The following is a 24,468-nucleotide window of genomic DNA, read 5'->3' as shown; positions in this document are numbered from 1 at the left end:
TCGTATGCTCCGCTTGGGGCGCAGGGAGAGGACAACGTGCGGTCAGTCTTAGCACTTTTCCTGGCCTGTTCGATGCTTTTGATCCTGGCCCCGCCCCTGTGCGCAGAGGCGCCGCCGACGCTGGTCCTGGACCCGGAGACACCCGGCGTCGAGATCGGCGACAAGATGCGCTTTGCCCCCGGGACGGGCGACACGCTGGCCAGCCTTGCGGATCGCCATGCGGCGGGCCGCCTGTCGTCCTCCTTTGACGAGACCGTCGCAAAGCTGCGGCCCTACCAACCACTCTGGGCCGTCGTCGAAGTCCAGAACGGCGCCCCCGCGGACGGGCGGCCGCCGGACGACTGGGTGCTGGCCTCGGACATATACGGATTGATCGCGCTGGACGTTGTTCTGGTGCGGCTGGGGGCCGAGACGGACCAACTGCTGGCGCATGACATCCGCAAGCCCTTTGCCCCCGGGGATTACACCGTCACCCGGGTTGTCAGCCGCCCCTTCGAGCTGCGCCCGCAAGAGCGCGCGCTGCTGCTGGTACGCATGGTCCACGGCACGGTAGAGGCGCTGGACCTCAGTCTGGAACGGGGCGCCTATGCAAGAGCCAATGGATTTGCCAGCGGGCTGTCGCTGGCCGGGTTCTATGCCTTTCTCCTGTCCTGCCTCGCCATTTTCGCGGTGTTCAGCGCCATGATGCGGGCGGGGACGGGACTTGCCTACGCCGGACTTCTGCTGCTGGGTCTGGTCTTTGTCGCCTATCTCGACAGCTTCCTGTTTCGCTGGCTCTACCCCGCGCGCCCGGACCTGCATCTGCCTGTCGGACTGGTCCTGCTGCTGGGGATCACCGCGCTGGGGTTCCTGGCCGCCCTCCTGTCCCTGCGTCTGCCCGGTTCGGGGCCCGCCGTCCTGTGGGGGCTGGGGTCCGGCGCCCTGGCCGCGCTGGCCGCAATCCTCGCCGTTCCCTTCGTACCGCCCGAGATCATGGCGCCGCTGGCCTACGTGCTGTTGGCCGCGATGCTGGTCGCGCAGGTCTTTGCCGTCTTCCAATGGGAGGGCGCAGGCGACAGGATGCGCCCGATCCTGCGGCTGATCCCTCTGATCGCGCTGATCGGACTCGGCGGTGTCACTGCCCTAGCCCTGGCGCGCAGCCAGGCCGGGGGGCTGTCGATCCCCTGGACGATCAAGGGCACCTACGCGACGCTGGCGCTGGGGATCATGGCCGGCCTCTCCGCCGGGCTGATCGACATGCGCCGCGCCCACGCCGCGGCCCTGGCCCGCGAAATGGAGGCCGTCCGCAAAGAGGCCGGGACCATGCGCGACCTGCTCGACGCGGAACGCAACTATGCCCGCATGCGGGACCTTGCGGACAGCCGCCGGATGCAGATGGCCAGCATGTCGCATGACATTCGCCAACCGCTGAGCGCACTGCGCCTCTCGATCGAGCGCATGGCCCGGGAGGCCCCCCAGGACACGCGCGATCACCTGCGCGAGGCCTTTGACTATATCCAGACACTGACCGGCGGACAGCTGGACGTGGCCCGCGACGAGGTCCGGGCAGAGGCAGAAGATGAAACCGCTCCCTACCCCCTGTCACTGGTGCAGGAGGCGGTCGGCCAGATGTTCCGGGACGAGGCCCGGGCCAAGGGACTGGACCTGCGGATCGTGCCCAGCACGGCCCAAGTGCGGGTTCCAGCGCTGCACCTGATGCGCATCCTGTCGAACCTCGTGTCAAACGCGGTCAAGTATACCCGCACGGGGCGCATCCTTGTCGGGGTCCGGCGGCAGGGGGACAAGCTGGCGCTGCAGGTTCTGGACACCGGTCCGGGCATGACCGAGGATGTGCTGGCAAGAAACATGAAGGCCTGGCATAGCGGCACCGACAGCAAGGGGCACGGGCTGGGGCTGGCCATCTGCCACCAGCTGGCGCAGCAGAACGGGCTTGTCCTGCGGGCACGGTCGCGAGTCGGCAAGGGCACGGCCTTTACGCTGGACATACTACCGGAGGCACGATCATGAGACACGGCCTGGCATCCGCCCTACTGACCATCTTTCTCCTGTCCGCGCTGCCGGTCTGCGCGCAGACAGTGGTCCCGGGCGCTGGTCCGGTCAGCCAGGGCGAGGTGGATGCCTTTGTCCGGGCCGATGCCGACAGGGACGGTTTTCTGAGCTTTGCCGAGTTCCGCGTCTTTGTTCGTCTCATGGCGGCCTCGGGCCAGTCGACGGCAATTACGATCCGCAATTTCGGCGCCTATCGCCTTGCCTTTCGCAGGGTGGATGCCAATCGCGACGGGCGGACCAGCCCGGGTGAGCTGCGGCGGGCGGACGACGGGTTTCGCGCCGAAGGCGGCTAGGCCCCAAGACGGGCGTGTGAATGGGGGATTAGCCCCATGCCTACGCGCGCAGGCGGGGTCTAGGCTGCAGGCACCCTTCAAGGGCATCGCCCAAAGCCGCAGAGGTTTCCCCAGATGCGTCCATGCCTGACTGCCGCGCTTATCGGCGCAGTCCTGTCACAGCTTGCACCGACGGCTTTGCCGGCAGAGCCGCTGCCCGTCGCACCGGCCCCTTTCGAAGAGCCGCAAGAGGTTCTGGTCAGCGGCCAATATGCGGCGGAATCGCCCGAAGGGCGCCGCCTGGTGGTGACCATCCAGATGGTCACGCCGGACCTCATCACGCTGCAAAGGCACAGTTATTCCTCGATCCCGGTAACCTTTCGCAGGGTGGACGAGGACGTGTTCCGCGACCGGCAGGGGAATAGCCTGTCGTTGCAAGGCCCCACGCGCCTTACCTGGACAGACCCCACCCAGGAGACCAGCGTAACCTTCCAACGAGAGGCGCGATAGGAGACTTGTAAGCCTAGCTTGCAGCACGCAGCGGCGGCTGCTGGTGGCACGGCCAGGCCCTCTCTCCGGTGTCGCGGGCCCGAATGCGCCAGGCCTCGACCAGGGCGCGCGCCTCGCGGACACCAAGCGCCCGACCGCAGGGCTGCGCCGCCGGGTGCTGTTCCAGCGCCGCTTCCTCGACCCCCAGCGCGCGCGACAGCTTGCGCCGGTCCGCCTTGTCCAGCGTGCGCAGGCTGCGTTCCCCGATCAGCATGGATTCCGCCGGGATGCCCTCTGCGACCAGCAACATGTGCTGTTCCGTTACCACGTGGATGTAGGTCACGGGACGGTCCGCCTGTCGAAGACGTACCTGCGGCAGGCCGGTGAACCCCTTGGCCGGGCCAAGCAACGGCTCCGGCCCGTGCGGATCAGTGCCGGGAATGCAGATACGGTGCTGGGGTGAGACCTTGATCCGGCGATGCGGCAGCCCCTCGCCGAAGGCGCCCGGTTCGATCACCACCGGCTGCTGCCCGGCGGCGGGCGACAGGTGACGGGAGCGCAGGGTCGTTGCGACCGTCCCTACCGCCCCCCTGTAGTCCAGCACCTTGGCCCCGGGACCAAGATCCTGCACCGGAACCGGCCCGCGCGGTGTCAGGATATGTGTGTCGGGGCAAAAGCAGATCGTCCCGGTTACGTTCAGGTCGTAGCCGGTCTGGTCAACCGACAGGACCACGGCGATTGACGACAGCAGGTTCGGCGGCCCCTCGGGGTAGACCAGCAGTTTTTCCCCGGTCTCGGTGTCCTTCATCACCAGGACATCGACCGATGTGCCGGTCGGGACAATCAACCCCAACAGATCGACACCAGGCTGTGCCGTGCCCGACCCCATCATTTCCACGGTGCGGCCATCCAGCGTCATCTGCTCGCCCACGTAAAGCTTGCCGTCATTGTCCTCCAGCGTGGCGGGGCTGGAGGTGGTGCCGACATCGCTGAGCAGCAGGGTCTGGTTGTCGGAAAAGAAGTTCGCGGACAGCAGGGCGAAGTTCAGCACCTGGTATTGAAGCGAGTAGGACATGCGTCGCGACCTTTCCTGACGTGCCCCCGGACGGGTCCGGGGCGGACGGAAGAGACGATGCGCGAAGACCGTTGTCATTCGGTTAAACCGCGACCGGACAAGGGAACCCGGGGCGCACGCCTGCGCACCCCGGGCCTGCCCGAAAGGTCTGTTCCGCTTTTTGCGGCTGAACGGTGGGGCGGAACAGGATTTCGTTCACGTCCACGTTCGCCGGTTGCGAGATGGCAAAGGCCACCAAGTCCGACATGGTCGATGCGAGCACCGCGATGTCTGGCACGAATGCGTCGAGCCCCTGCTTGATCTCGTCGATCGAGATGTGGTCGTAAAGCTCCGTCGCCACGGCCCCGGGGGGATCACCATCACCCGGATGTTGTGCGGCTTGACCTCTTGCCGCAGCCCTTGGGACAGCGACCGGACCGCGTGTTTCGTCGCACAGTAAACCGCGCCTGTCACCATGGTGATATGGCCATGGACAGAGGCCATGTAGGGCAGCGCGGCGGACACACCGTAGAGGGTACCCGTGAGGTTCACGTCGATCATCTGGTTCCACTCGTCGACCTTCTGCGCCTCGATCATCGACAGCGGCATCAGGCCCGCGTTGTTGAACAGCACGTAGATCCGGCCAAAGCTGTCGACCGCCGCCTTGACCAGCGCCTGCATGTCCTCAAGCCGGGTCACGTCGGTCTTGACGGCGATGGCCTCGCCACCCGCGGCCTTGATGTCGGCGACGATTGCGCCGAGGCGGTCCTTGCGGCGCGCGCCCAGGACAAGCTTGGCGCCCTTGGCAGCCAGGACGCGGGCAGTGGCCTCACCCATGCCACTGGAGGCGCCGATGATGACCAGGCCTTTGCCAGTGATTTTGTCAGTCATTGTCTGTTTCCTTTGCATGACAGCACCCTTGCGGCGCGGCGCATGGCCGTCCGGTTCGGGCAATTTCGATGTTCAGGGATGGATCAGTCGTCGGCTTCGATCCGCACGGCGATCTCGCCCGGGTGTTTCAGGGCGTCGAACGGGCCGTCGAACTGTCCCAGCCGCACCAACCCGCGAGAGTCCGAGCAGGGTGCGGTGAAAATGGCCAGGTTCTTCGTAGGCGCGTATTGGGTGATGTCGCCAGCCTTGGGTTCATAGCTGGGCAGAGCATCGGACGCGTCGAGCCTGCGGCCCAGGTCGGCCACCTTCTCGATGCCGTGGTAGTCCGACGGCACGAGGTCCAGTGGAAGCGAGGCCCACAAGGCGGCGGTGATGATCCGGTGCATTGTTCGTGCTCCCTTTCGATGCTCCGGATATAACGCCTTGCCCGCAGGAAAGAATGCACATGATTTTCCTGTCGGCCATGAGCCGCGCTCATGAATGAAAGGGGCGGTTTCCCGCCCCCTCATGAATATCAGGCGAAATCGTGTTCGCGAGCGGCAGGCTGCGGATCCGCCGCCCGGTCAGCCGCGCCACGGCGTTGACGATGGCGCGGCCGTGCCCTGGGGCGACCATGTGACGGATGCCGAAAATGGCGAACAAGACACGCTCTCTGCTGCGCGGCCTCATCGGGGCCGCGCTGTTTCCGCTGGCCGCCAGTGTCTCCGACACCGTGCTGGAGGGGCTCGATTACCCCTGGGACATCGAAGCGCACGGCGGGATATTCTACATCACCGAAAAGGCGGGCATGCTGGGCTTGTTCGACGGGACACGCTTTGCCCGCCTGCCTATCATCACCAGCGCGCCGATCCTGGACGATCGCGGCGGTGGCCTGATGGGGCTGGTATTGCGTCCGGACTTTGAGGAAACTGGACGGGCGTTTCTCTATCACCACACCGGCACGCCGGAGGCGCGGTCAAACCGGGTGATCGAGGTCGTGCGCGACGGCGTCAGTTGGCGCGAGACGCGCGTGCTACTGGACGATATCCCGGCCATCCGCTGTACAACGGCGGGCGCGTGGCCTTCGGCCCGGTGGGATGCTCTATGTCACGACGGGCTGGACAGAGAACCGCCAGCGCCCGCAGGACATGGACAGCCTGGCGGGCAACATCCTGCGCCTGACGCCGGATGGAGAAATCCCGGCAAACAATCCCTTTCCCGGCTCGCCGGTCTATTCGCTGGGACATCGCAATCCGCAGGGGCTCGCCTGGGGCGCAGACGGACAGATTTATGCCGCCGAACACGGGCAATCCTGCCATGACGAGGTCAACCGGATCGACGCCGGCCAGAACTACGGCTGGCCGGTGATCCAGGGCGACGAAGACCGCGAGGGAATGCAAGGCCCGCTGGTCCATTCCGGGCGCAACACCTGGGCTCCATCGGGCCTGACCTGGGACGGGGAACGCCTGCTGCTGGCCGGTCTTCGCGCCGGCGGGATCGTTGCGATCACGCCAGAGGACGGCACGGCGCGCGCCTACCCGGTCGATCGGCGTCTCCGCGATGTCGTCGTGGTCGGCGACGAGGTCGTTGCCAACACCAGCAACCGTTCGCCGCGTCGCGACGGGGCCTCGGACGACCGGATGATCCGGCTGTCGAAATAGGCCTGCACTCTCCATCGCCCCCATGAACAGGGTGCGAATCTAATGAGGGAGATCCCGTGATCTTCGACACACAAACACCGGACTCCCTCATGATCCGCGAGAAAATCAACGACCTGATCGCCTTTGCCGCCGTCGCGGAAGAGCGCAGTTTCACCCGCGCCGCCGCACGGCTGAGCGTGTCGCAATCGGCGCTCAACGAAACCCGGGACGAGCCCAAGGGCACCCTGCGCATCGTCGCGGTAGAATACGCTATCGAGTCGATCCTCTGGCCGAAACTGTCACCAGTGCTGAAGAAATACCCGTCGGTGAACGTCGAACTGGTGATGGAATACGAATACACCGACCTCGCCCAGGCGCATTGCGACGCGGGCGTACGCTATGGCGACCAGGTGGCCGAGGGGATGATCGCGATGCGCATCGGCCCCGATGAGCGCATGATCTGCGTCGGCGCGCCCCCTATTTCAAGGCCCGTGGCCTGCCGGACGAGCCCGGAGAGCTGACCGAACACGCCTGCATCAACCTGCTGCTGTCGAACCACGGCGCGCTTTACGCCTGGGAGTTCGAGGACGACGAAGGCAAGGATATCCGGGTCAAGGTGTCCGGCCAGGCGACCTTCAACACGATCAACTCGGTCCTGCGCGCAGCCTGCGACGGGCATGGTCTGGCGCTGGTTCCGGAACGGCTGGCCCGCCCCCACCTGAACGCGGGCGGCCTGCAAACCTGCCTTGACGCGTTCTGCCCCTCTTTCCCAGGCTTCCACCTCTATTATCCCAGCCGCCAGCGCTCTTCCTCGGCCTTCGAGGTCGTGCTGGAGGCGCTGCGCGAAAAGGCCTGAGGATTGATGAGGCGCAGTCATGAGTGCAGTGATTCAATGCGGCATTAAGATCGCAGGCAATGGCACCACCTGTTCGGGGTAACGCTGAACAGGAAGGTTGTTCCATGAAGACGACCCTTGCCGCCTCTGCCCTTGCGCTGATGAGCACCGCCGCCACCGCCCAGGACCTGGCGACGACGCTGCCCGACGCCGTGCGCCTTGTCGCCCCGCGCTGAACGCCTACAGCAACGACGACCTGTTCGGCACGGTCTGGGCGGGCGAGGAACTGGGCCAGCGGGACCGCGCGCTGGTGACGTTTGCGGCGCTCATGACCCGGCACGAAACCGAAGACCTAGGCGCGTTCGCGGCCCTTGCCCTGGACGCGGGCGTGACCCCGGCGGAACTGTCCTAGACGATCACGCATCTTGCCTTTTACATTGGCTGGGGCAATGCCACCGCCGCCGCGCGCGCATTGGCCCCTGTTTTCTAGACCAGGGGCGTTGCCGCCGAAGACGTACCCGTCGCCGATCCGGACCTGTTGCCCCTGAACGAAGAAGCCGCAGCCGCGCACCAGAGCTTTGTGCAGGGCACCTATGGCGAAACCAGCAAGGGCGTGGTCGACTACACGGAGCAACTGCTTTTCCTCGACCTCTGGCTGCGCCCGGACCTGGCACCGCGCGACCGCAGCATGGTGACCGTCGCCGCGCTGATCACGGCAGGCCAGCCCGACAAGATGAGCTTTCACCTCAACCGCGCGATGGACAACGGGCTGACGCAGGAAGAGGCAGGGGGCGTCCTGGCGCACCTGGCCTTCTACGCGGGCTGGCCCCGTGTCTTCTCGGCCATGCCGGTGGCCAAGGAGGTATTCAAAAATCGCGCAGACTGATCCGCAACGGGCGGGCCTGAAGGCCCGCCCAACCAAGGAGCCACAAGATAAAGATCGCGATTCTGGGATCCGGCCTGATGGGGGCAGTATTGGGCCCTGTCTGGGCACGGGCGGGGCACGCGGTGACGTTCCGCCATACCCGCAGCGCGGACAAGCTGGCGCGCCTTGCCGACGAGACCGGCGGCGCCCATGCGCCGGTGTCCCAGGCGGTGCAACAGGCGGAGGCGATCCTGCTGTCCGTGCACTGGTCGCGCATCGACGATGTGCTGTCACAGGCTGGCGATCTGGCGGGCAAGCTGGTGCTGAATTGCTGCGTGCCGCTGGACGAGGCCAACGAGACCCTTGTTCTTGGGCCCGACACCTCTGGTGCCGAGGAACTGGCGCGGATGCGCCCGCAGGTCCGTTGGGTCAGCTGTTTCAACACGGCACCGTCGGAAAGCTTCGCGCCGGTCCTTGCACGCAAGGGACAGGGCCCCGCCCCGCACCTGCTGACCTATGGCGACGATCCACAGGCGAAACGACAGGCGGGCCAGTTGATCCGCGATGCCGGGTTCGAGCCGCTGGACGCCGGAGGGCTACGCACCGGGCGCTATGCCGAGCCCTTCGCGATGGTCACAGCCGTCCTGGCCTATGGCCAGCCGGGCGGCCCGGCCCTGACCTATCGTTTCACGAAACTGGACCGCTGACCCCTGTGCCGCCAAGGGTCCCCCGGCGGGAATCTGCGACCGCGCATCATCACCCGTTCATTTTGGTCTGCACCGGGCCTTTTTTTGGTTAACTGGGACGGGCAAAGCTGACTATGGTCCCGGCAGGGGTCCTTGGCCGCCGATGCTTTGGCCCGAATGCATCATAGCCTTTGAAAGTTGAAACATGTCACAGACCACCTCCGCCACCAAAGCACGCTCTCACCTGGCAGCAGGGGCCAAGCTGGTCGGGGACCTGACGATCCCGGGCCACTTCGAGCTGGTCGGCCATGCCGACGGGCGCATCCGGGCGGATGGAATCACCATCGAGGCCGGCGGCTCTGCCGTCGGAGAGCTGCGCGCCGACACGATCGTCGTGACCGGCAAGTTCGAGGGCCAGATCCTGGGCGGCGACGTCAAGCTGAGCGCGGGCGCGCAGGTGTCCGGAGAAATTTCCTACACCACCTTGACCATCGAGAGCGGCGCCAACGTGAACTGCAGCTTCTCGCGGGTCGGCAGCCAGGGCTGAGGCAAACGGCCTTCGCGGGCCGCCTGACAGCGGGAGCGCGCCACGATGGACAAGCTTTCCGTCATGCAAGCCTTTCGCCGCATCGTCGAGCGCGGCAGTTTTGCCCGTGCCGCCGAGGACCTTGGCGTCTCACCCGCGCTGCTCAGCCGGGAGATCAAGCTGCTGGAGGAAAGTCTGGGCAGCACGCTTCTGACACGGACCACACGGTCGATGTCGCTGACCGATGCCGGGCGCCTTTACTACGATGAAACCAGCGGCATCCTGGATGCCGTGACCCGTGTCGAAACCCGCATCCGCGACGGAGCCGGAGCAGTGCGCGGGCATCTCAGGGTGAATGCCTCGTCGTCTTTCGGGCAAGCGGTCATCGCGCCTTTCCTGCCCGATTTCCTGAACACCTATCCCGATCTCAAGCTGACCCTGTCGCTGGACGACCGCGTGGTCGATATGGTCGAGGGCGGGTTCGACGTTTCGATCCGCATTCGCTCGGCCATGCCGGATTCCGCCCTTGTCGCGCGCAAGCTGGGCACGATCCGGCAAAGGATCTTTGCCGCGCCCGCCTACCTGGAACGGGCCGGGACGCCAAAGGCCCCCGAAGAGATCCCAGGTCACCGGGTCGTAGGTTTCCTGCTGGCCAATCACCTGCACAGTTGGACCCTGCACGGCGCGGGCGGCACCCGGACCGTCGACCTGGACCCGCCGGTGCGTGTCGGCAACAGCCTGGTCCTGCGAGACCTGCTGATCGCGGGCCACGGCATCGGCACCCTGCCCGATTTCGTATCAGACGCACCGGAAGCACACGGGGAACTGGTACGTATTCTGCCCGACTGGGAACTGCCCGCGCCGGATATTTTCGCGGTCACCGCCTCTCGGCTTGGGATGGACGCGCGGGTAACGGCCTTTCTCGACCACCTGGGCGCGGCGCTGCGGGGCTGACATTCTTCAACCAGCGTAAAGAATGATTTGCGCGCGGGCCGGTTATTCCGGCGCCCGCTTTCCACGATCTTCGAGGGCATCACCATTCCAAGCCCAAGAGGATCCCCATGACCCGTGTTCTTGTTCTCTACTATTCCAGCTATGGCCATGTCCGCGCCCTGGCACAGGCCGAGGCAGACGGCGCCCGCAGCGTGCCCGGCAGCCATGTCGACCTGCGCCGGGTGCCCGAAACCGTCCCCGAGGAGATCCGACGCAAGGCCGGGTTCGTCGAGGATGACACACCCCTGGCCACGCCCGCCGACCTTGAGGCCTACGACGCCATCCTGTTCGGCACGCCGACCCTGTTCGGCATGATGGCCGGTCAGATGAAGAGCTTTCTGGACCAGGCGGGCGGCCTCTGGGCGCGCAATGCGCTGGTCGGCAAGGTCGCGGGTGTCTTTGCCTCCACCGGCTCGCAGCACGGCGGCCACGAGGCGACATTGCTGTCCTTCCAGATCCCGCTGCAGCACTTCGGAATGCTGATCGCCGGGATGCCCTATACCTTTACCGGTCAAACCACCGCCGATCACATCATCGGCGGTGCCCCCTACGGCGCCGGGACCATCGCCGGGGCCGACGGATCGCGCACGCCCACGGAAACCGACCTCTCCGGGGCGCGGTTCCAAGGGGCCCACGTGGCCCGGATCGCCGCGCGCCTGGCCGGTGCCGACCGGCAAGGGGAGGCCGCGTGATGTCCACCCTGACTATCGATTTCTTCCATGACGTCGTCTGCTGCTGGTGCTTCAACATCTCGTCGCGGATGCGCACGATTGCCGAAGAGTTCGACCTGACGATCCGGCACCGCAGCTTTGTCCTGCAGGACAGCCGTGCCGAAATGGCCGCTCGCTGGGGCACGCCACAGGCGGCGCGGGACACGATCCTGGGCCATTGGACGGCCTGTCAGCAGGTCAGCGACCAACCCGGACAGATCGACATCGAGGCAATGCGCGCCGCCTCTTTCGACTATCCCCACGGCCTGACCGCCGCGCTGGGATGCAAGGCGGCGGAACGGCTGGGCGGACAGGAGGGGCACTGGCGGATGTTCGACCACCTGCAACGCGCCCATCTGTCAGAAGCCCGAGACATCTCTGATCCCGAAATGGTCCTGCAGGTCGCGCGTGACGCCGGATTCGAGGCGGCGGGTTTCGCCCGGCACCTCGCCGACCCCGACACCGCAAGCGCCGTCGAGGCCGACCGCCAGGTCGCCCGCACGCTGCAAGTCCGCTGCATCCCCGCGCTCATCATCCGCGACACGGGCGCCCGCCTGGTCAATGGCCCGACAGAGGACCTGGCCGCGCAGATCCGCGCCGCGCAGCAGATCATGGCCTGAAGGGAGCCGCCCATGCGTTTCCACCTTTTCCGCCGCAATCCCCGGTCGCCGGAGTTGCGCGATCTTCCTCCCCACCTCTTGCGCGACATCGGGCTGCCGCCCTGCCCGTTTCGCCCGCCGCATCCCTTTGACCGGCCCTGGTGAGCCGCCTACAAGGAAACCCAACATGTCACGTACCACCGATATTTTCCTGACCGCGCTTGCCCCGGCGATCTGGGGCAGCACCTATCTTGTCACGACCGAGGCCCTGCCGGACGGGTATCCCGTCACGCTTGCCGCGCTGCGCGCCCTGCCCGCCGGTCTGCTTCTGCTGGCAGTCACGCGTTGCCTGCCGCCACGCGCCTGGCTGGGCCGGACCTTTTTGCTGGGCAGTTTCAACTTTGCCCTGTTCTGGGTGCTGCTCTTCGTGGCGGCCTACCGTCTTCCCGGCGGAGTCGCCGCGACGCTGGGCGCTGTTCAGACCATGATTGTCATTTTGATGGCACGGGGCTGGCTGGGTACGCCCATCCGGGCCGGGGCGGTCGCCGCTTCGGCGGCGGGGGTCCTGGGCGTGGCCCTGCTGCTGATCGGCCCCGAGGCCCGGCTGGACCCGGTCGGCGTGGCCGCAGGTCTTGGCGGCGCGGCCTCGATGGCGGCGGGCACCGTGCTGAGCCGCAAGTGGCAGCCGCCTGTTTCCGCGCTCAGCTTTACCGCCTGGCAACTGACGGCGGGCGGGCTGATCCTGCTGCCGCTCGCACTGATCGCCGAGCCGCCGCTGCCCCCGCTGACCGCCACCAACCTTGCCGGGTTGACCTGGCTGGGCCTGGTCGGGGCCGCCGCAACCTATGTGATCTGGTTCCGGGGCGTTGCGCGGATCGAACCCGGGGCCATCTCGATGCTGTCGCTGATGAGTCCCCTGACCGCCGTGATCCTGGGCTGGGCCTGGCTGGGACAGGCCCTGACCCCAGTGCAGGCGGTCGGCGCCGTGATCGTCCTGGGCTCTGTCTGGGCCGGGCAACGCGCCAATCGTCCAAGCGCTGCGCCCGCTGTCGCGCCGATCCCGGCGGGGGTGAAACCACCAGCCTGAGGGCCGCCCACGTCTCGACCCGAAAGTGCTAAATCCCCTGGGCCCCGGCATCGACCGGGGCCCTTTTGTTTTTGGCCAAGGCAGTCCCGGGCGCGGGTTGAACCCGCGTGGATACAAGCGTATACATATGCGCACATCACGATCATGGACAGGCACATGGAGCATACGGACAACAAGGCCAGGCAGGCCGCCGACCCCTACAGCCGGATCGTGGCCGAAATCCGAAAGGGCTCGATCCGTCCGGGCGACAGGCTGATCGAAACCGAGCTGGCGGCGAAATACGGGGTCTCTCGGACCCCGGTCCGGGAAGCCGTGCACAGGCTGGAGGCCGATGGCCTGGTGACACATGTCCCGCGCAGCGGACTGGTGGTGCGCCAGCTGGATTACGCGGAGATCACAGAGCTTTACGCCATGCGCGCGGTCCTTGAAGGTACGGCGGCGCGCTTTGCCGCGCGCTCCGTCTCGGAGGTCGAGATGGCAGAACTGGCCACCATCAACGAAGAGATGCGCGACGCCGACCAGATCGGCGCCGCCTACGAGGCCAACGCCCAGTTTCACCGCGTTGTCCTGAATGCCGCCCGCAACCGGTTCCTGATCCGCGCGGTCGAGGCGGTGCAGAAGACCCTGCTGATCCTCGGTCGTTCAACCCTGGCCGAGGACACCCGGTTCGAAAAGGCCGTGGCCGAACACGAGGCGATCCTGCAGGCCTTGCGCGCGCGGGACGAGGACGGGGCCGAGCGGCTGATGCGGGATCACATCGAGGCGGCGCTGCAGGTCCGCCTGCGGCAATACCGACGGGAGGTGACGGAATGAGCGGGATCGAAACAGCCGGCTGGGACGTGATCGTGGCAGGCGGCGGCAATGCCGCGCTTTGCGCCGCGATCGAGGCCGCCGAGGCCGGCGCGCGCGTGCTGGTCCTGGAAGGCGCACCAAAGGATTATCGCGGCGGCAACTCTCGCCACACCCGCAACTTTCGCTGCATGCATCGCGGTCCCTTGTCTGTCCTGACCGACAGCTACGGCGAAGACGAGTATTTCGACGACCTCATCCGCGTCACCAAGGGAGAGACGGACGAAGGGCTGGCCCGCCTCGCGATCCGGCAATCCGAGGATTGCCTGCCCTGGATGGAACGCCACGGCGTGCGCTTTCAGCCCTCCCTGTCGGGCACCCTGTCGCTGAGCCGGACCAATGCCTTTTTCCTGGGCGGCGGCAAGGCACTGGTGAATGCCTACTACAACACGCTGGAGGATCTGGGCGTGACCGTCCGATACGAGGCCCAAGTGACCCATGTGCACATCGAGAACGGCCAGTTCGAGGCGCTGGACGTCACGCTGGACGGCGAGAGCCTGCGCATCCTAGGCCGGGCGCTGGTGCTGGCGTCGGGCGGGTTCCAGTCGGATATCGACTGGCTGGCACGGGCATGGGGCCCCTCGGCGCGCAACTTCCTGATCCGGGGCACGCGCTACAATCGCGGCGTGGTGCTGGCTGACATGCTGGAACAGGGCGCCGAAAGCGTCGGCGATCCGACGCAATGTCACGCCGTGGCCATCGACGGGCGGGCGCCGAAATACGATGGCGGGATCGTCACCCGGCTGGACTGTGTGCCCTTTTCCATCGTCGTCAACCGCGACGGCGACAGGTTCTATGACGAGGGTGAGGACGTCTGGCCGAAACGCTACGCGATCTGGGGCCGGCTGGTGGCCGCGCAGCCCGACCAGGTGGCCTACTCGATCATCGACTCGCGCTCGGTCGAACTGTTCATGCCCTCGGTCTTTCCGCCGGAAAAGGCCGATACCATCGCCGGACTGGCAGACAAGCTGGGCCTGCCTGCCGACAAGCTGACCCAGACGGTCGAGGTCTTCAACGCCGCTTGCGGCGAGGGGACGTTTTCGCCCCAGGAACTGGACGGGCTGGCGACCGAAGGGGTGGAGCCACCCAAGACGAACTGGGCCCGCCCCATCGCCGAGCCGCCCTTCTACGGCTATTCCCTGCGCCCCGGCGTGACCTTTACCTACCTGGGGCTGAAGGTGGACGAAACCGCCCGCGTCAGCGGGCCGGATGGCCGCTATGCCAACATCTGGGCCGCCGGAGAGATGATGGCCGGTTCGATCCTGGGACAGGGCTATCTTGCCGGGTTCGGCATGACCATCGGAACCGTCTTCGGACGTATCGCAGGACAGGAGGCCGCCGCCCATGTCGTTTGACGCCGCCACGCAATCCCCCTCGACCGACACGATCGCGGAGGCCCGCCGCCAGGTCGAGATCTGCAATGCCTGCCGCTATTGCGAAGGGTTCTGCGACGCTTTCCCGGCCATGTTCGCGGAGCGGGCCTTTGGCGACGGGGACATCGTGCAGATCGCGAACCTCTGCCACAATTGCCGGGGCTGCTACTACTCGTGCCAATACACCGAACCGCATGAATTCGCGCTGAACCTGCCACAGGCTCTGGCCGATGTGCGGGTCGACAGCTGGGATCGCTACGGCTGGCCCGGCGGGCTTGGGGCATTGTTCCAAAGGCGCGGGGTCGCGCTGTCGACCGCGCTGGTTGCGGGGATCGCGCTGCTGTTCCTGGCACAGGCCATGCTGACCCCGGCAAGCGGCGACGGATTCTACGCGGTGCTGTCACACACGGTCATGGTGGCGATCTTTCTGCCCGCCTTCCTCTTTCCAATGGTGGTCCTTGCCCTGGGCCTGCGGGCCTATTGGCGCGACGTCGGCGGGGCGCCGGTCCGCTGGACACACCTGCATCGCGCCGCTCTGCGCGCCGGACAGTTGAAGAACCTCGACGGCGGCCAAGGACAGGGCTGCAACTTCGAAAAGGGCGACCGCTACAGCCAGGCCCGGCGCCATGCCCACCAGGCGACCTTCTGGGGCTTCCTGCTGTGTTTCGCCTCCACCTCTTCGGGCACGCTAATGCATTACCTGCTGGGGCTCGAGGCACCTTATGGCCTGCTCAGCCTGCCAAAGCTGCTGGGCGTCCCGGGTGGGCTGCTCCTGACGCTGGGCGCCTTCGGCCTGGCGGGGCTGAAGCTGAAGGCCGATCCGCAGCTTGGGGCGCAAAAGGCCTGGGGCGGCGAAATGGCCTTTGTGCTGCTGCTGGGGCTGACCGGCCTGACCGGGCTGATCCTCTATGCGGTCAGCGGCACCGGCGCGGTGCCCGCCATGCTGGCCCTGCACCTGGGCGCGGTGCTGACATTGTTCCTGACCACGCCCTATTCGAAGATGGCGCATGGGTTCTACCGGTTCGCGGCCCTAGTCCGCGACGCGCAGCAACGGCAGGCCTGAGGGGGCCTGCCCCTCAGATCGGCCAGAACAGCAACAGGGCCGGGATCGACACCGCGATCACCAGAACCTCCAGCGGCAGACCCATGCGCCAGTAGTCGGAAAACCGATAGCCGCCGGGGCCAAGGATGATGGTGTTGTTCTTGTGCCCGATGGGCGTGAGAAAGGCGCAGGAGGCCGCAACCGCAACCGCCATCAGGAAGGTGTCCGGGTTGGCGTCCAGCGTTCTGGCAATCGACAGGCCGATGGGCGCGGCAATCAGTGTCGTCGCGACATTGTTCAGGAAATCGGACATGGTCATCGTGACCAGCATCAGAACTGCAAGGCTGACCCAGGGCGCGCTGTCCGCCGTCAGGACCAGGATCTGACCGGCCAGCAATTCCGCGCCTCCGGTCCTTTCGAAGGCTTCGGCCAGCGGGATGAGGCTGGCCAGAAGCACGATCACCTTCCACTCGATCGAATTGTAGACCTCGCGCCCGGTGACAAGGCCCAGCAGGAGGAAGGCAATGACCGCCGCTGCCAGCGACACGGCCAGCGGCAACAGGCCGGCCACGGCCAGCCCGACGGCCCCCACGAAAACCGCAATCGACAGGCCGGCCTTGCGGCGCTGGATCACCTCGGTGTGGCGGCCTTCGATGGGCAGGACGCCCAACCATTCCATGCTGCTTTCGACGTTGCGGGGCGTGCCCAGCAACAGCAGCACGTCCCCCGCCCTGACCCGCAACAGGCGGACACGATCCTGAAACCGCCGCCCCTCGCGCGAGACGCCCAGCAGTGTGACCGCGTGCCGATGCAGCAGGCCGAGGCTGCGGGCCGTGTGGCCATTGATGCGCGCATCGTCGGGCACGATGGCCTCGCGCAGGGCCAGACCCGGCGCAAGCACCCCGCCCTCGTGCTGTTCGGAGCCTGCGAACTCCAGCGATGCCTTGCCCATGAAGGCCTCGATGGACTTGGGCTCGCCCTCGACCACCAGGAAATCGCCGGGCTGCAAAGTTTCGCGGCTGGCCAGCCCGGGGCGGCGCTTGCCGTGGCGGATCAGGCCCAGGATGTGGATGTCCGTATCCTCGGCGGTGGGGTACAGGGACAGGACCGTGATGTCCTTTTCCCCGGCGGACTCGGCGACCTTGAGTTCGGCGACATAGCGCCCCTTGCGAAAGGCCTGCCCCTGTTCGGCGATCGAGGTGCGCGACGGCAGGAGCCGCCACCCGATGAGCGCGACAAAGACGATGCCCGCGATTGCCACCGTCAGCCCCACCGGCGCAAAATCGAACATCGAGAAGGACTGGCCAAGGACGTCCTGCCGATACTCGGAGATAACGATGTTCGGCGGTGTCCCGATCAGCGTGACCATGCCGCCCAGGATGGTCGCAAAGGACAGCGGCATCAGGCTTTGCCCCGCCGCGCGCTTGGCCTTTTCCGCGGCCTCGACGTCCAGCGGCATCAAGAGCGCCAGCGCCGCCACGTTGTTGATGACCGCTGACAGCACCGCGCCCGCGCTGCCGATGATGGCGATATGCAGGGGCAAGGGGCGTTCCGGGTCGATCACCCGGCTGGCGATCAGTTCCACCGCCCCCGACGAGGACAACCCCCGGCTGACGATCAGGACCAGCGCGATGATGGCCACCGCAGAATGGCCGAAGCCCGAGAATACATCGTCCGAGGGCACCAGCCCAAGGATGGCGCCCAGGGTCAGCGCGCCGAAGGCCACGAGGTCGTAGCGCACACGCCCCCAGACCAGAAGCACGAAGATCACCGCGAAAAGGCCTATGATGAGTGTCTGGTCTTCGGGCATCTGCGGGGCCTCCGGCTTTGTCGGGCACCGCGACAGGCAGGCCCGTCCCGGCACCTGCCACGGTCGTTCCGCGCCAGCCTACCCGCCTCACCATCCGGGCACAATTCCACCCGTGCCAGACCGCCGGCAGGCGCCTGCCGGCTACCCGCCTCTGCCGAGAAACCCCGCCGCCGCCTGCGCCAGCAGGGCCGAGGCGGCCACCCCGTCGATCAACGGGATCGTGGTCCGTTGCGCCAGTTCAGGGGTCAACGGCGCCATGCCAGCGCAGCCCAGGATGGCACAGGCGGCCCCGTCCTCTGCGCGCGCGGCCTCTATCTCGGCCGCGATGCGGGCGACGGTCTCGGGCGCGCCCTTCTCGATGGTCAGCACTGGCAGGCCGCTGGCCCGGACAGAGGCACAAAGACCGCGAAAGCCCGATGTGTCGATGTTCTCGTCGATCACGGGGATCGAGACCGGCAAGGAGGTGACGACGGAAAACCGCAACCCCAGCAACTGTGCCATGACATAGGAGGCCTGTCCGATCCCCAGCACCGGGCAGCCGGCCTGTGCCTGCGCCTCTGCCAGTCCCGTGTCGTCGAAACAGGCGATCACGATGGCATCCGCGCCTTGATCCCGCGCCGGCCCCAGCCGGGCCAGAAGGCCCGGAACGGCGGCAGCGCCGTCCTCGGGACCCTCGATGGCGGCAGGCCCGTCGCTGTTGGTCATGCCGAAGATCTCTGCCTCGGGCAGGGCGAGCCGCGCCGCCTCGACGATGCCATCCGTCATGGCAGCGGTGGCATTGGGATTGATGTAGGCGATCTTCATACGCCCTTGCCCGCGTCCGATCCCAGCCGCGCGCGGCGCTTGCCCATGACCCAGACGGTCAGCAGGAACAGCCCGATGATGGCAAAGGAGAATACCGTGGTCAGCGTGCCCAGCGCATAGATCACCGGGGTCGTGACGTTGGTCGTCATGCCGAAGATCTCCAGCGGCAGCGTGTTGTAGCTGCCCGCCGTCAGCAGCGTGCGCGCGAATTCGTCGTAGCTCAGCGTAAATCCGAAGAGCGCCACCCCGATCAGCGAGGGCGCGATGATCGGCAGCACGACAAAGCGGATCGTCTGCCATGCGCTTGCCCCCTGGTCGCGCGCCGCCTCTTCATAGCTCTGGTCGAAGCGGTTGAAGACGGCGAACATGATCAGCAGGCCAAAGGGCAGCGTCCATGTCAGTTGTGACCCGAAACCGCTGGTGGCCCAGTGCACCTTCAGCCCCAGCTGGTTGAAGATCAGCCCGACGCCCAGCGAAATCAGGATCGACGGGATCACCAGAGAGGTGATGGCCGCGTAGAACACCAGGGCGGAGCCGACAAAGCGCTTGCGGAAGGCCAGACCGGCCATGACCGAGACGACGACCGTCGTCACCATGACCATCAGCCCGAGGCCGAAACTGCGCCGGAAGGCACCCCAGATGTCACCCACCGCCTGTTCCTGGAACAGGTCGCGGAACCAGTGGGTCGAGACCCCGTTCATCGGGAAGGTCAGGCCGCCCCTCGGGCCCTGAAAGCTGAGGACACCGATGGTCAGGATCGGCCCGTAGAGGAACAGCACGAAAAGGCCGAAGAAGGCGGCGAGGACGTAAAAGCTGCGGGGACGTTTTTCCATTGGATCACAGCTCCTTGCGGATGTTGACGAAGCGCAGCAGAATCGCGATCACGATCAGGACCGTGCACAGAAGAACCACCGCTGTCGCCGCCGCCGAAGGGTATTGCAGCAGCGCGATGTCGTTCGAGATAAGCCGCCCGACGTTGGCGCGCTGCGAGCCGGACATGAAACGCACGGTGATGAAATCGCCCATCACCAGCGTGACGACAAAGATGGTTCCGATCATGATGCCCGGCTTGGTCAGCGGCAGGATCACGTGCACCAGCGTCTGAAAGCCGCTGGCGCCATTGTCACGCGCCGCCTCCAGCAGGGATTTGTCGATGCGCATCATGGTGTTGAAGATCGGCACCACCATGAACAGCGTATAGAGGTGAACAAAGGCCAGAATGACCGAGAAGTCGGAATAGAGCAGCCATTCCAGCGGCTCGTCGATCACGCCCCAGGAAATCAGCGTCTGGTTGGCGATTCCGTTCCGCCCCAGGAAGGGGATCCACGAAATCATGCGGATGATGTTCGAGGTCCAGAAGGGGATCGTGCAGACCAGGAACAGCGCGATCTGCATGGTCAGGCTGCGGACATGGAAGGCCAGGAAATAGGCCACGGTAAAGCCGATGGCCAAGGTCAGCGCCCAGGTGATCAGCGCGTATTTCAGCGTCGCGCCGAAGACCTTGTAGGTCACGGGCGATCCGAACAGGAATTCATAGTTGTCGAACTGGAACGCCGGGTAGATCGAGAATTCCGTCGCGCCCCAGAAGCTGACGACGGCGATCATCGCGATGGGCGCGATCAGAAAGGCCAAAAGCACGACGGACAGGGGCAAGGCCATCAGCCAGCCCAGGACATGTCGGTTTTTCAAGGGGATCGCAGCCATCTGGCCTCCGCAGGGGTCTGCCCGGATCGGGATTTGGTCAGGATGACCCCCGGACCGCGTACGGCCCGGGGATCTGAAGGGGACCGGGGGGATAACGGACCCGGCCATTCACCGCGTCATGCCGCGATGAATTCGTTCCACTTGCGGACCATGTACTGGTTTTCGTCCATGACGGCGTTCCAGCAGGCCACGCTGCCCATGCGGTCGTAGAAGGAACCGCCGTCGCGGATCTCTCCGGCCTCGGCCAGCTTGTCGCCGGTGGGCGAGGTGATGACGTCGGTGGCTTCCTTGCCCTCGAACCAGTAGCCCCACTCGTTTTCGGTCATGAAGTCCTTGGAGGTCTCCGGCACGGCCGAGTAATAACCCTGGCGCATCAGATAGCCGCCGACCCAGCCGGAGAGATACCAGTTGATGTAGTCATAGGCGGCGTCCAACTCCATGCCCGACAGAGAGGACGACAGGCCGATACCGCCGCCCCAGCTGCGATAGCCCTCTTTCAGGGGTTGGTAGACGCAGGGGATGCCGCGCGACTTGACCGCAGTGATCGCTGGCGACCACATCGACTGGATCACGACCTCTCCCGAGGCCATCAGGTTCACGCTTTCGTCGAAGGTTTTCCAGAAGGCGCGGAACTGGCCGTTCTGCTTGGCCTCGGTGAAGATCGCCATCGTCTTGTCGATCTCGTCGCGGGTCATGTTGCCCTTGTCGCCGTACTGGATCTCGCCCATCGCCTCGCAGACCATCGCCATGTCCATGATGCCGATCGAGGAAATGTCGAGGATCGAGGCCTTGCCCTTGAACTCGGGGTTCAGCAGCTCGGTCCAGCTTTCGATGGGGCGGCCGATCAGGTCGGGGCGGATGCCCAGCGTGTCGGCGTTGTAGATCGTGGGGATCAGGGTCATCCAACCGGTTTCCTCGTCGGCAAAGCTGGTGCCGCCGGGGCCGTCGACAAAGCCCACTGTATGCGGTGCGGTGCCCTGCGCGATCTCGCTGTCGGGTGTCAGCTTGCCCGAACGGAAGATGCCCACGATCTTGTCGTAGTTGGCGATCTTCGAGGTATCCATCGCCTGCAGGTTGCCGGTCGGCCAGACCTTCTTGCAGATCCAGTATTCGATGTCGGCAATGTCAAAGCTGTCGGGCTGGGTGGCCGCGCGCTGGGTGACGCTGTCGGAATCGAGCGCCGTCATTTCCAGCGTGAAGCCCAGGTCCTCTTTCACCTTCTTGGCCACGTCGTTGAGGTTCGACACGCCGGTGCCGAACTGGCGCAGCACGATGTCCTTCGTGTCCTGCGCCCAGAGCATCGGCGCGGGCAGGGTTGTCGCCGCGACGGCCGCGCCGCCTGCCTTCAGCAGCGAACGGCGGGTATATCCAACCTTGGGTTTAGCCATAGTCTTGTCCTCTCTGTTCAGTCGTCTTGTCTTGGTGGTTGATGCGTGATCTCGAAAACGGCGCTTGCCGGACCGCAGCTTTCAGGCGGTCAGGCGATGCAGCCGCGCCTCGTCCCAGCTGAGCCGGACGGCATCGCCGGGATTCTTGGGGGCGGCAAAGAACTGGTCCTCGGGCAAGAGCGCCAACACCTCGTCACCGCCTTCCGTGGTCGTGGACACGGCGACAGAGGCGCCCTGGTACTCGATCGCCATGACCGTGGCGGCCATGCCCTCGTCTGCCAGTTGTACCGCATCGGCGCGCACCGTGACCTTGCCCTGGGGCAGCGTGATGACGTTGTGACCGCCGATGAACCGGGCCACGAACTCCGTACGTGGCTTTGCCCAGACCTCACGCGCGGGGCCTGCCTGTTCGATCACCGCGTCGTTCATCACCACGATCTCGTCGGCCAGCGCCAGCGCCTCGTCCTGACCGTGGGTGACGTGGATGAAGGTGATCCCCAGCTCGCGCTGCAGCTTTTTCAGCTCTGTCCGCATCCTGATGCGCAGGAACGGGTCCAGCGCCGACAGCGGTTCATCCAGCAACAGCACCTTGGGTTCCGTCACCAGCGCGCGCGCCAGCGCCACACGCTGCTGTTGTCCACCGGACAGCTGCGCCGGCAGGCGGTCGGCCAGATGGGTCATGTCCACGAGGGCCAGCAATTCGTCCGCCCGCTTGTGCCGGGCGGACCGGTCAACGCCCTTCATGCGCAGGGAAAAGGCCACGTTGTCGCGCACCGACAGATGCGGAAACAACGCGTAGTTCTGGAACATCATCGCGGTGCCCCGCTGCGCGGGCGCCAGTGGCGCCACGTCATGACCGTCCAGCAGGATCGACCCGTCGCTGACTTCTTCATGGCCCGCGATCATCCGCAGGGTCGAGGATTTCCCGCAACCCGAAGGCCCCAGCAGGCAAACATAGCTGCCCGGCGCAAAGACGTGATTCAGATCACGCACGGCGACAGTTTCGCCATAGCGTTTGGTCAAGTGAACCAGTTCCAGATCATATCCTGTGCGCATGACGCCCCCGTTTGCCTGTCAGGGAAACCTTGTTGCGCTCTTGCCGGGATGGGGGGAGCGTTTTCAGCCTCCCGACCCCCGCGAAACACGGATCGGGCAAAAATTGAGCATTCGCGGCATCGCTGTGCGCAAAAATGAACTCAATTTCGTATACAATCATGCGTGCAAGGCTGCGTCCCAGCGCCCGCTTGTCCCCGGGCCGCCGAATCGGAATAACGGAATGCAGAGGTGGTCGTTGGCACAGAGTGACATGAACAAGTTTGAAACGAAGCATTGGACCAGCGACACCGTAGCCGCGGACCTCGAACACGCGATTCACGAACACAGGCTGCCCCCGGGCACCAAGCTGGGCGAGGATGAACTGGCCGAAGCCTATGGCATCAGCCGCACCATCGTCCGCGCCGCCCTGCTGGCGCTGTCACACCGCCGCCTGGTCGAGCTGAAGCGCAACCGCGGCGCCTTTGTCGCGCAGCCCACCGTGCGCGACGCGCGCGAGGTCTTCGAGGCGCGCGCCCTGCTGGAGCCGCGCACCGCGCATTCGGCGGCGGAGCGGATGACCGACGAGGACCTGGCGCTTTTGCGCAGCAATATCGCCAGCGAGCACGAGGCGCTCGACGCCGGAGAGAATGGCCGCGCCCTGTTCCTGTCGGGGCAATTCCACGTCGAGATCGCGCGCATCGCGGATCAGACCACGGTCCAGGGCTTCATCTCGGAACTGATTTCGCGCTCGTCGCTCATCATCGCGCTCTATTGGCGGCGGCGGGCGGCACTGTGCGAAACGCAGGCGCATCACGCCCTGCTGGACGCCTTTGCGAACCGGGACGGCGACCTGGCCGAACAACTGATGAAAAGCCACCTTCTGGATCTCGTGGCCTCGCTGGATCTGCGCAACGTCACGCAACCGCCCACCTCCCTGCGCGAGGCCCTGAAAAGATGACACAGCCGAATTGCCGAACCGCGACGCTGGAAGAGATCGAGCTGATGCTAGACTGGGCCGCCGACGAGGGCTGGAACCCCGGGCTGGCTGATGCGCAGACCTTTCAGGCGGCGGACCCCGAGGGGTTCTTCGTGGCAGAGGTGGACGGAAAAACCGTTGCCGCGATTTCCGTCGTGAACCATTCGCCGCAGATGGCGTTTCTTGGGCTTTACCTCTGCCTGCCGGAATATCGTGGACGGGGAATCGGCTATGCGCTGTGGACACAGGCGCTGACCCACGCCGGGGCGCGCACAGTGGGGCTGGATGGCGTACCCGCGCAAGAAGCAAACTATGCCAAGTCCGGTTTCGTGCTGGCCGGCCGCACCCGGCGGTTCGAAGGCACGTTGGACCGCTGCGATACCGCCGCGAGTCTTGCCGGCGCGGCCGATCTGGATGCCATTACGCGATTGGACAGGGCGGCCAACGGCTATGACCGGCCCGCTTTCCTTGCAGAATGGACAACACAGTCAGACAGCCGAAAAACGGTCTTGCTGCGGACGCCGCAGGGCATCACCGGCTTTGCCAGCGCCCGCCTTTGCCGGAAAGGCTGCAAGATCGGCCCGATCGTGGCCCCGACCGTCGACGAGGCATTGAACCTGACCCGGCAGGCCGCCTCGGCGCTGGAGTGCACAGACGTCATCATCGACACGCCCGATGTTCCCGGCGCCCTGGGTCAAAACCTGCAAGGCATGGGCTTCGAGGAAAGCTTTGCCACAGCCCGCATGTACCGTGGCCCGGCCCCCTCGCCCGGCCCGACACTGCAGGCCATCGCAACGATGGAACTGGGCTAG

The 24,468-nt window shown here is 65.8% G+C and carries 30 protein-coding genes and 1 pseudogene; 21 read left to right on the top strand and 10 right to left on the bottom strand.

Translation table 11 applies throughout. The features are described 5' to 3' along the window. The first annotated feature begins 36 nt into the window (after positions 1–36). The 3 genes from BLQ71_RS20205 (at position 37) to BLQ71_RS20195 (ending at position 2,831) form a co-directional block, all read left to right on the top strand. Positions 37–2,007 carry a sensor histidine kinase gene (locus BLQ71_RS20205; protein WP_139168480.1) on the top strand — a complete coding sequence of 657 codons (1,971 nt, stop codon included), beginning with the start codon at positions 37–39 and terminating at the stop codon, positions 2,005–2,007. Then, complete coding sequence (locus tag BLQ71_RS20200; RefSeq protein ID WP_069208649.1) at positions 2,004–2,342, top strand: EF-hand domain-containing protein; 339 nt, start codon at positions 2,004–2,006, stop codon at positions 2,340–2,342. Before BLQ71_RS20205 ends, BLQ71_RS20200 begins: the two co-directional genes overlap by 4 nt. A gap of 114 nt (positions 2,343–2,456) precedes the next feature. Continuing rightward, complete coding sequence (locus tag BLQ71_RS20195) at positions 2,457–2,831, top strand: hypothetical protein (protein ID WP_069208648.1); 375 nt, start codon at positions 2,457–2,459, stop codon at positions 2,829–2,831. A 13-nt stretch (positions 2,832–2,844) separates the two neighbouring features. On the opposite strand, the gene BLQ71_RS20190 is transcribed toward BLQ71_RS20195, so the two are convergent. From BLQ71_RS20190 to BLQ71_RS26500, 4 genes are all read right to left on the bottom strand, one after another. Continuing rightward, positions 2,845–3,885 (bottom strand): Hint domain-containing protein, encoded by a 1,041-nt coding sequence (locus tag BLQ71_RS20190; RefSeq protein WP_074623021.1) that lies wholly within the window; start codon positions 3,883–3,885, stop codon positions 2,845–2,847. Between the two features lie 195 nt (positions 3,886–4,080). Continuing rightward, entirely contained in the window at positions 4,081–4,755 is a 675-nt protein-coding gene (locus BLQ71_RS20185) for an SDR family oxidoreductase (protein ID WP_074623020.1), read from the bottom strand. Positions 4,756–4,838: 83 nt separating this feature from the next. After that, on the bottom strand, positions 4,839–5,141 hold the full coding sequence (locus tag BLQ71_RS20180; protein WP_074623019.1) for a cyclophilin-like fold protein: 303 nt from the start codon (positions 5,139–5,141) through the stop codon (positions 4,839–4,841). An 88-nt stretch (positions 5,142–5,229) separates the two neighbouring features. Continuing rightward, positions 5,230–5,397 (bottom strand): hypothetical protein, encoded by a 168-nt coding sequence (locus BLQ71_RS26500; protein ID WP_157923336.1) that lies wholly within the window; start codon positions 5,395–5,397, stop codon positions 5,230–5,232. Here BLQ71_RS26500 and BLQ71_RS26895 point away from each other — a divergent pair. From BLQ71_RS26895 to tcuB, 16 genes and pseudogenes are all read left to right on the top strand, one after another. Beyond that, a pseudogene (locus BLQ71_RS26895) lies at positions 5,378–5,731 on the top strand (PQQ-dependent sugar dehydrogenase); the annotation flags it as partial. The gene BLQ71_RS26500 and the pseudogene BLQ71_RS26895 overlap by 20 nt on opposite strands. 100 nt (positions 5,732–5,831) lie before the next feature. Beyond that, positions 5,832–6,395: a PQQ-dependent sugar dehydrogenase gene (locus tag BLQ71_RS26890; RefSeq protein ID WP_254780728.1), complete on the top strand. Its 564-nt coding sequence runs from the start codon at positions 5,832–5,834 to the stop codon at positions 6,393–6,395. Between the two features lie 89 nt (positions 6,396–6,484). Continuing rightward, entirely contained in the window at positions 6,485–6,895 is a 411-nt protein-coding gene (locus tag BLQ71_RS26885; RefSeq protein WP_232788292.1) for a LysR family transcriptional regulator, read from the top strand. Then, positions 6,835–7,230, top strand: coding sequence for a LysR substrate-binding domain-containing protein (locus BLQ71_RS26880; RefSeq protein WP_308421264.1), 396 nt, complete (start codon positions 6,835–6,837; stop codon positions 7,228–7,230). The genes BLQ71_RS26885 and BLQ71_RS26880 overlap by 61 nt, the downstream gene beginning before the upstream one ends. A 289-nt stretch (positions 7,231–7,519) precedes the next feature. Beyond that, on the top strand, positions 7,520–7,621 hold the full coding sequence (locus tag BLQ71_RS26875; RefSeq protein ID WP_229754929.1) for a hypothetical protein: 102 nt from the start codon (positions 7,520–7,522) through the stop codon (positions 7,619–7,621). Positions 7,622–7,747: 126 nt separating this feature from the next. After that, positions 7,748–8,095 (top strand): carboxymuconolactone decarboxylase family protein, encoded by a 348-nt coding sequence (locus BLQ71_RS26870; RefSeq protein WP_229754928.1) that lies wholly within the window; start codon positions 7,748–7,750, stop codon positions 8,093–8,095. A gap of 47 nt (positions 8,096–8,142) precedes the next feature. Next, positions 8,143–8,781: an NADPH-dependent F420 reductase gene (locus tag BLQ71_RS20160; RefSeq protein ID WP_074623018.1), complete on the top strand. Its 639-nt coding sequence runs from the start codon at positions 8,143–8,145 to the stop codon at positions 8,779–8,781. A 184-nt stretch (positions 8,782–8,965) separates the two neighbouring features. Continuing rightward, a complete protein-coding gene (locus BLQ71_RS20155; protein ID WP_069208640.1) occupies positions 8,966–9,307 on the top strand; it encodes a bactofilin family protein in 342 nt (113 codons plus the stop codon). A 45-nt stretch (positions 9,308–9,352) separates the two neighbouring features. Next, positions 9,353–10,240, top strand: a complete 888-nt coding sequence (locus BLQ71_RS20150) for a LysR family transcriptional regulator (RefSeq protein ID WP_074623017.1) — start codon at positions 9,353–9,355, stop codon at positions 10,238–10,240. A 107-nt stretch (positions 10,241–10,347) separates the two neighbouring features. Further along, positions 10,348–10,971, top strand: a complete 624-nt coding sequence (gene wrbA, locus BLQ71_RS20145; protein ID WP_074623016.1) for an NAD(P)H:quinone oxidoreductase — start codon at positions 10,348–10,350, stop codon at positions 10,969–10,971. Next, positions 10,971–11,609, top strand: a complete 639-nt coding sequence (locus tag BLQ71_RS20140; RefSeq protein WP_074623015.1) for a DsbA family oxidoreductase — start codon at positions 10,971–10,973, stop codon at positions 11,607–11,609. Before wrbA ends, BLQ71_RS20140 begins: the two co-directional genes overlap by 1 nt. A 12-nt stretch (positions 11,610–11,621) precedes the next feature. Further along, the gene (locus tag BLQ71_RS27005) at positions 11,622–11,753 is read left to right on the top strand and encodes a hypothetical protein (protein WP_268236898.1); all 132 of its coding nucleotides are present in this window, start codon (positions 11,622–11,624) and stop codon (positions 11,751–11,753) included. Positions 11,754–11,775: 22 nt separating this feature from the next. Further along, entirely contained in the window at positions 11,776–12,675 is a 900-nt protein-coding gene (locus BLQ71_RS20135; protein ID WP_074623014.1) for an EamA family transporter, read from the top strand. 156 nt (positions 12,676–12,831) lie between these two features. Continuing rightward, entirely contained in the window at positions 12,832–13,488 is a 657-nt protein-coding gene (locus BLQ71_RS20130; protein ID WP_043144840.1) for a GntR family transcriptional regulator, read from the top strand. Continuing rightward, complete coding sequence (gene tcuA / locus BLQ71_RS20125; protein WP_074623013.1) at positions 13,485–14,879, top strand: FAD-dependent tricarballylate dehydrogenase TcuA; 1,395 nt, start codon at positions 13,485–13,487, stop codon at positions 14,877–14,879. The genes BLQ71_RS20130 and tcuA overlap by 4 nt, the downstream gene beginning before the upstream one ends. Further along, on the top strand, positions 14,869–15,960 hold the full coding sequence (gene tcuB / locus BLQ71_RS20120; protein ID WP_074623012.1) for a tricarballylate utilization 4Fe-4S protein TcuB: 1,092 nt from the start codon (positions 14,869–14,871) through the stop codon (positions 15,958–15,960). The genes tcuA and tcuB overlap by 11 nt, the downstream gene beginning before the upstream one ends. Positions 15,961–15,973: 13 nt before the next feature. On the opposite strand, the gene BLQ71_RS20115 is transcribed toward tcuB, so the two are convergent. From BLQ71_RS20115 to BLQ71_RS20090, 6 genes are all read right to left on the bottom strand, one after another. Then, entirely contained in the window at positions 15,974–17,749 is a 1,776-nt protein-coding gene (locus BLQ71_RS20115; protein WP_043144837.1) for an SLC13 family permease, read from the bottom strand. Between the two features lie 141 nt (positions 17,750–17,890). Continuing rightward, positions 17,891–18,553, bottom strand: a complete 663-nt coding sequence (locus BLQ71_RS20110; RefSeq protein ID WP_074623011.1) for an aspartate/glutamate racemase family protein — start codon at positions 18,551–18,553, stop codon at positions 17,891–17,893. Then, positions 18,550–19,386 carry an ABC transporter permease gene (locus tag BLQ71_RS20105; RefSeq protein ID WP_069208632.1) on the bottom strand — a complete coding sequence of 279 codons (837 nt, stop codon included), beginning with the start codon at positions 19,384–19,386 and terminating at the stop codon, positions 18,550–18,552. The genes BLQ71_RS20110 and BLQ71_RS20105 overlap by 4 nt, the downstream gene beginning before the upstream one ends. Before the next feature lie 4 nt (positions 19,387–19,390). Next, the gene (locus BLQ71_RS20100; protein ID WP_074623010.1) at positions 19,391–20,257 is read right to left on the bottom strand and encodes an ABC transporter permease; all 867 of its coding nucleotides are present in this window, start codon (positions 20,255–20,257) and stop codon (positions 19,391–19,393) included. Between the two features lie 116 nt (positions 20,258–20,373). Beyond that, positions 20,374–21,645: an ABC transporter substrate-binding protein gene (locus tag BLQ71_RS20095; RefSeq protein ID WP_074623009.1), complete on the bottom strand. Its 1,272-nt coding sequence runs from the start codon at positions 21,643–21,645 to the stop codon at positions 20,374–20,376. Between the two features lie 81 nt (positions 21,646–21,726). Beyond that, complete coding sequence (locus BLQ71_RS20090) at positions 21,727–22,701, bottom strand: ABC transporter ATP-binding protein (protein ID WP_074623008.1); 975 nt, start codon at positions 22,699–22,701, stop codon at positions 21,727–21,729. 250 nt (positions 22,702–22,951) lie between these two features. Here BLQ71_RS20090 and BLQ71_RS20085 point away from each other — a divergent pair, with 250 nt between their 5' ends. Together BLQ71_RS20085 and BLQ71_RS20080 are read left to right on the top strand one after the other, a co-directional pair. Continuing rightward, positions 22,952–23,638, top strand: a complete 687-nt coding sequence (locus BLQ71_RS20085) for a GntR family transcriptional regulator (protein ID WP_043144831.1) — start codon at positions 22,952–22,954, stop codon at positions 23,636–23,638. Then, positions 23,635–24,468: a GNAT family N-acetyltransferase gene (locus tag BLQ71_RS20080; protein ID WP_074623007.1), complete on the top strand. Its 834-nt coding sequence runs from the start codon at positions 23,635–23,637 to the stop codon at positions 24,466–24,468. The genes BLQ71_RS20085 and BLQ71_RS20080 overlap by 4 nt, the downstream gene beginning before the upstream one ends.

It is taken from the genome of Antarctobacter albus, from assembly GCF_900101505.1.
GTDB classification, from domain to species: Bacteria; Pseudomonadota; Alphaproteobacteria; order Rhodobacterales; family Rhodobacteraceae; genus Antarctobacter; species Antarctobacter albus.
Note: the sequence above shows the minus strand (reverse complement) of the source record. Positions and strands in the feature narration are given on the sequence as shown.

Bases quoted from the DNA above. Each gene is read 5' to 3' on its own strand.
- BLQ71_RS26890 (WP_254780728.1), top strand. From the start codon at position 5,832: ATGCTCTATGTCACGACGGGCTGGACAGAGAACCGCCAGCGCCCGCAG.
- BLQ71_RS20085 (WP_043144831.1), top strand. From the start codon at position 22,952: ATGAACAAGTTTGAAACGAAGCATTGGACCAGCGACACCGTAGCCGCG.
- BLQ71_RS20080 (WP_074623007.1), top strand. From the start codon at position 23,635: ATGACACAGCCGAATTGCCGAACCGCGACGCTGGAAGAGATCGAGCTG.
- BLQ71_RS20110 (WP_074623011.1), bottom strand. From the start codon at position 18,553: ATGAAGATCGCCTACATCAATCCCAATGCCACCGCTGCCATGACGGAT.
- tcuB (WP_074623012.1), top strand. From the start codon at position 14,869: ATGTCGTTTGACGCCGCCACGCAATCCCCCTCGACCGACACGATCGCG.
- BLQ71_RS20105 (WP_069208632.1), bottom strand. From the start codon at position 19,386: ATGGAAAAACGTCCCCGCAGCTTTTACGTCCTCGCCGCCTTCTTCGGC.
- BLQ71_RS20135 (WP_074623014.1), top strand. From the start codon at position 11,776: ATGTCACGTACCACCGATATTTTCCTGACCGCGCTTGCCCCGGCGATC.
- BLQ71_RS26885 (WP_232788292.1), top strand. From the start codon at position 6,485: ATGATCCGCGAGAAAATCAACGACCTGATCGCCTTTGCCGCCGTCGCG.
- BLQ71_RS20185 (WP_074623020.1), bottom strand. From the start codon at position 4,755: ATGACTGACAAAATCACTGGCAAAGGCCTGGTCATCATCGGCGCCTCC.
- BLQ71_RS20090 (WP_074623008.1), bottom strand. From the start codon at position 22,701: ATGCGCACAGGATATGATCTGGAACTGGTTCACTTGACCAAACGCTAT.
- BLQ71_RS20100 (WP_074623010.1), bottom strand. From the start codon at position 20,257: ATGGCTGCGATCCCCTTGAAAAACCGACATGTCCTGGGCTGGCTGATG.
- BLQ71_RS20155 (WP_069208640.1), top strand. From the start codon at position 8,966: ATGTCACAGACCACCTCCGCCACCAAAGCACGCTCTCACCTGGCAGCA.
- BLQ71_RS20190 (WP_074623021.1), bottom strand. From the start codon at position 3,885: ATGTCCTACTCGCTTCAATACCAGGTGCTGAACTTCGCCCTGCTGTCC.
- wrbA (WP_074623016.1), top strand. From the start codon at position 10,348: ATGACCCGTGTTCTTGTTCTCTACTATTCCAGCTATGGCCATGTCCGC.
- BLQ71_RS20115 (WP_043144837.1), bottom strand. From the start codon at position 17,749: ATGCCCGAAGACCAGACACTCATCATAGGCCTTTTCGCGGTGATCTTC.
- BLQ71_RS20195 (WP_069208648.1), top strand. From the start codon at position 2,457: ATGCGTCCATGCCTGACTGCCGCGCTTATCGGCGCAGTCCTGTCACAG.
- tcuA (WP_074623013.1), top strand. From the start codon at position 13,485: ATGAGCGGGATCGAAACAGCCGGCTGGGACGTGATCGTGGCAGGCGGC.
- BLQ71_RS20150 (WP_074623017.1), top strand. From the start codon at position 9,353: ATGGACAAGCTTTCCGTCATGCAAGCCTTTCGCCGCATCGTCGAGCGC.
- BLQ71_RS20200 (WP_069208649.1), top strand. From the start codon at position 2,004: ATGAGACACGGCCTGGCATCCGCCCTACTGACCATCTTTCTCCTGTCC.
- BLQ71_RS20095 (WP_074623009.1), bottom strand. From the start codon at position 21,645: ATGGCTAAACCCAAGGTTGGATATACCCGCCGTTCGCTGCTGAAGGCA.
- BLQ71_RS27005 (WP_268236898.1), top strand. From the start codon at position 11,622: ATGCGTTTCCACCTTTTCCGCCGCAATCCCCGGTCGCCGGAGTTGCGC.
- BLQ71_RS20130 (WP_043144840.1), top strand. From the start codon at position 12,832: ATGGAGCATACGGACAACAAGGCCAGGCAGGCCGCCGACCCCTACAGC.
- BLQ71_RS20140 (WP_074623015.1), top strand. From the start codon at position 10,971: ATGTCCACCCTGACTATCGATTTCTTCCATGACGTCGTCTGCTGCTGG.
- BLQ71_RS20180 (WP_074623019.1), bottom strand. From the start codon at position 5,141: ATGCACCGGATCATCACCGCCGCCTTGTGGGCCTCGCTTCCACTGGAC.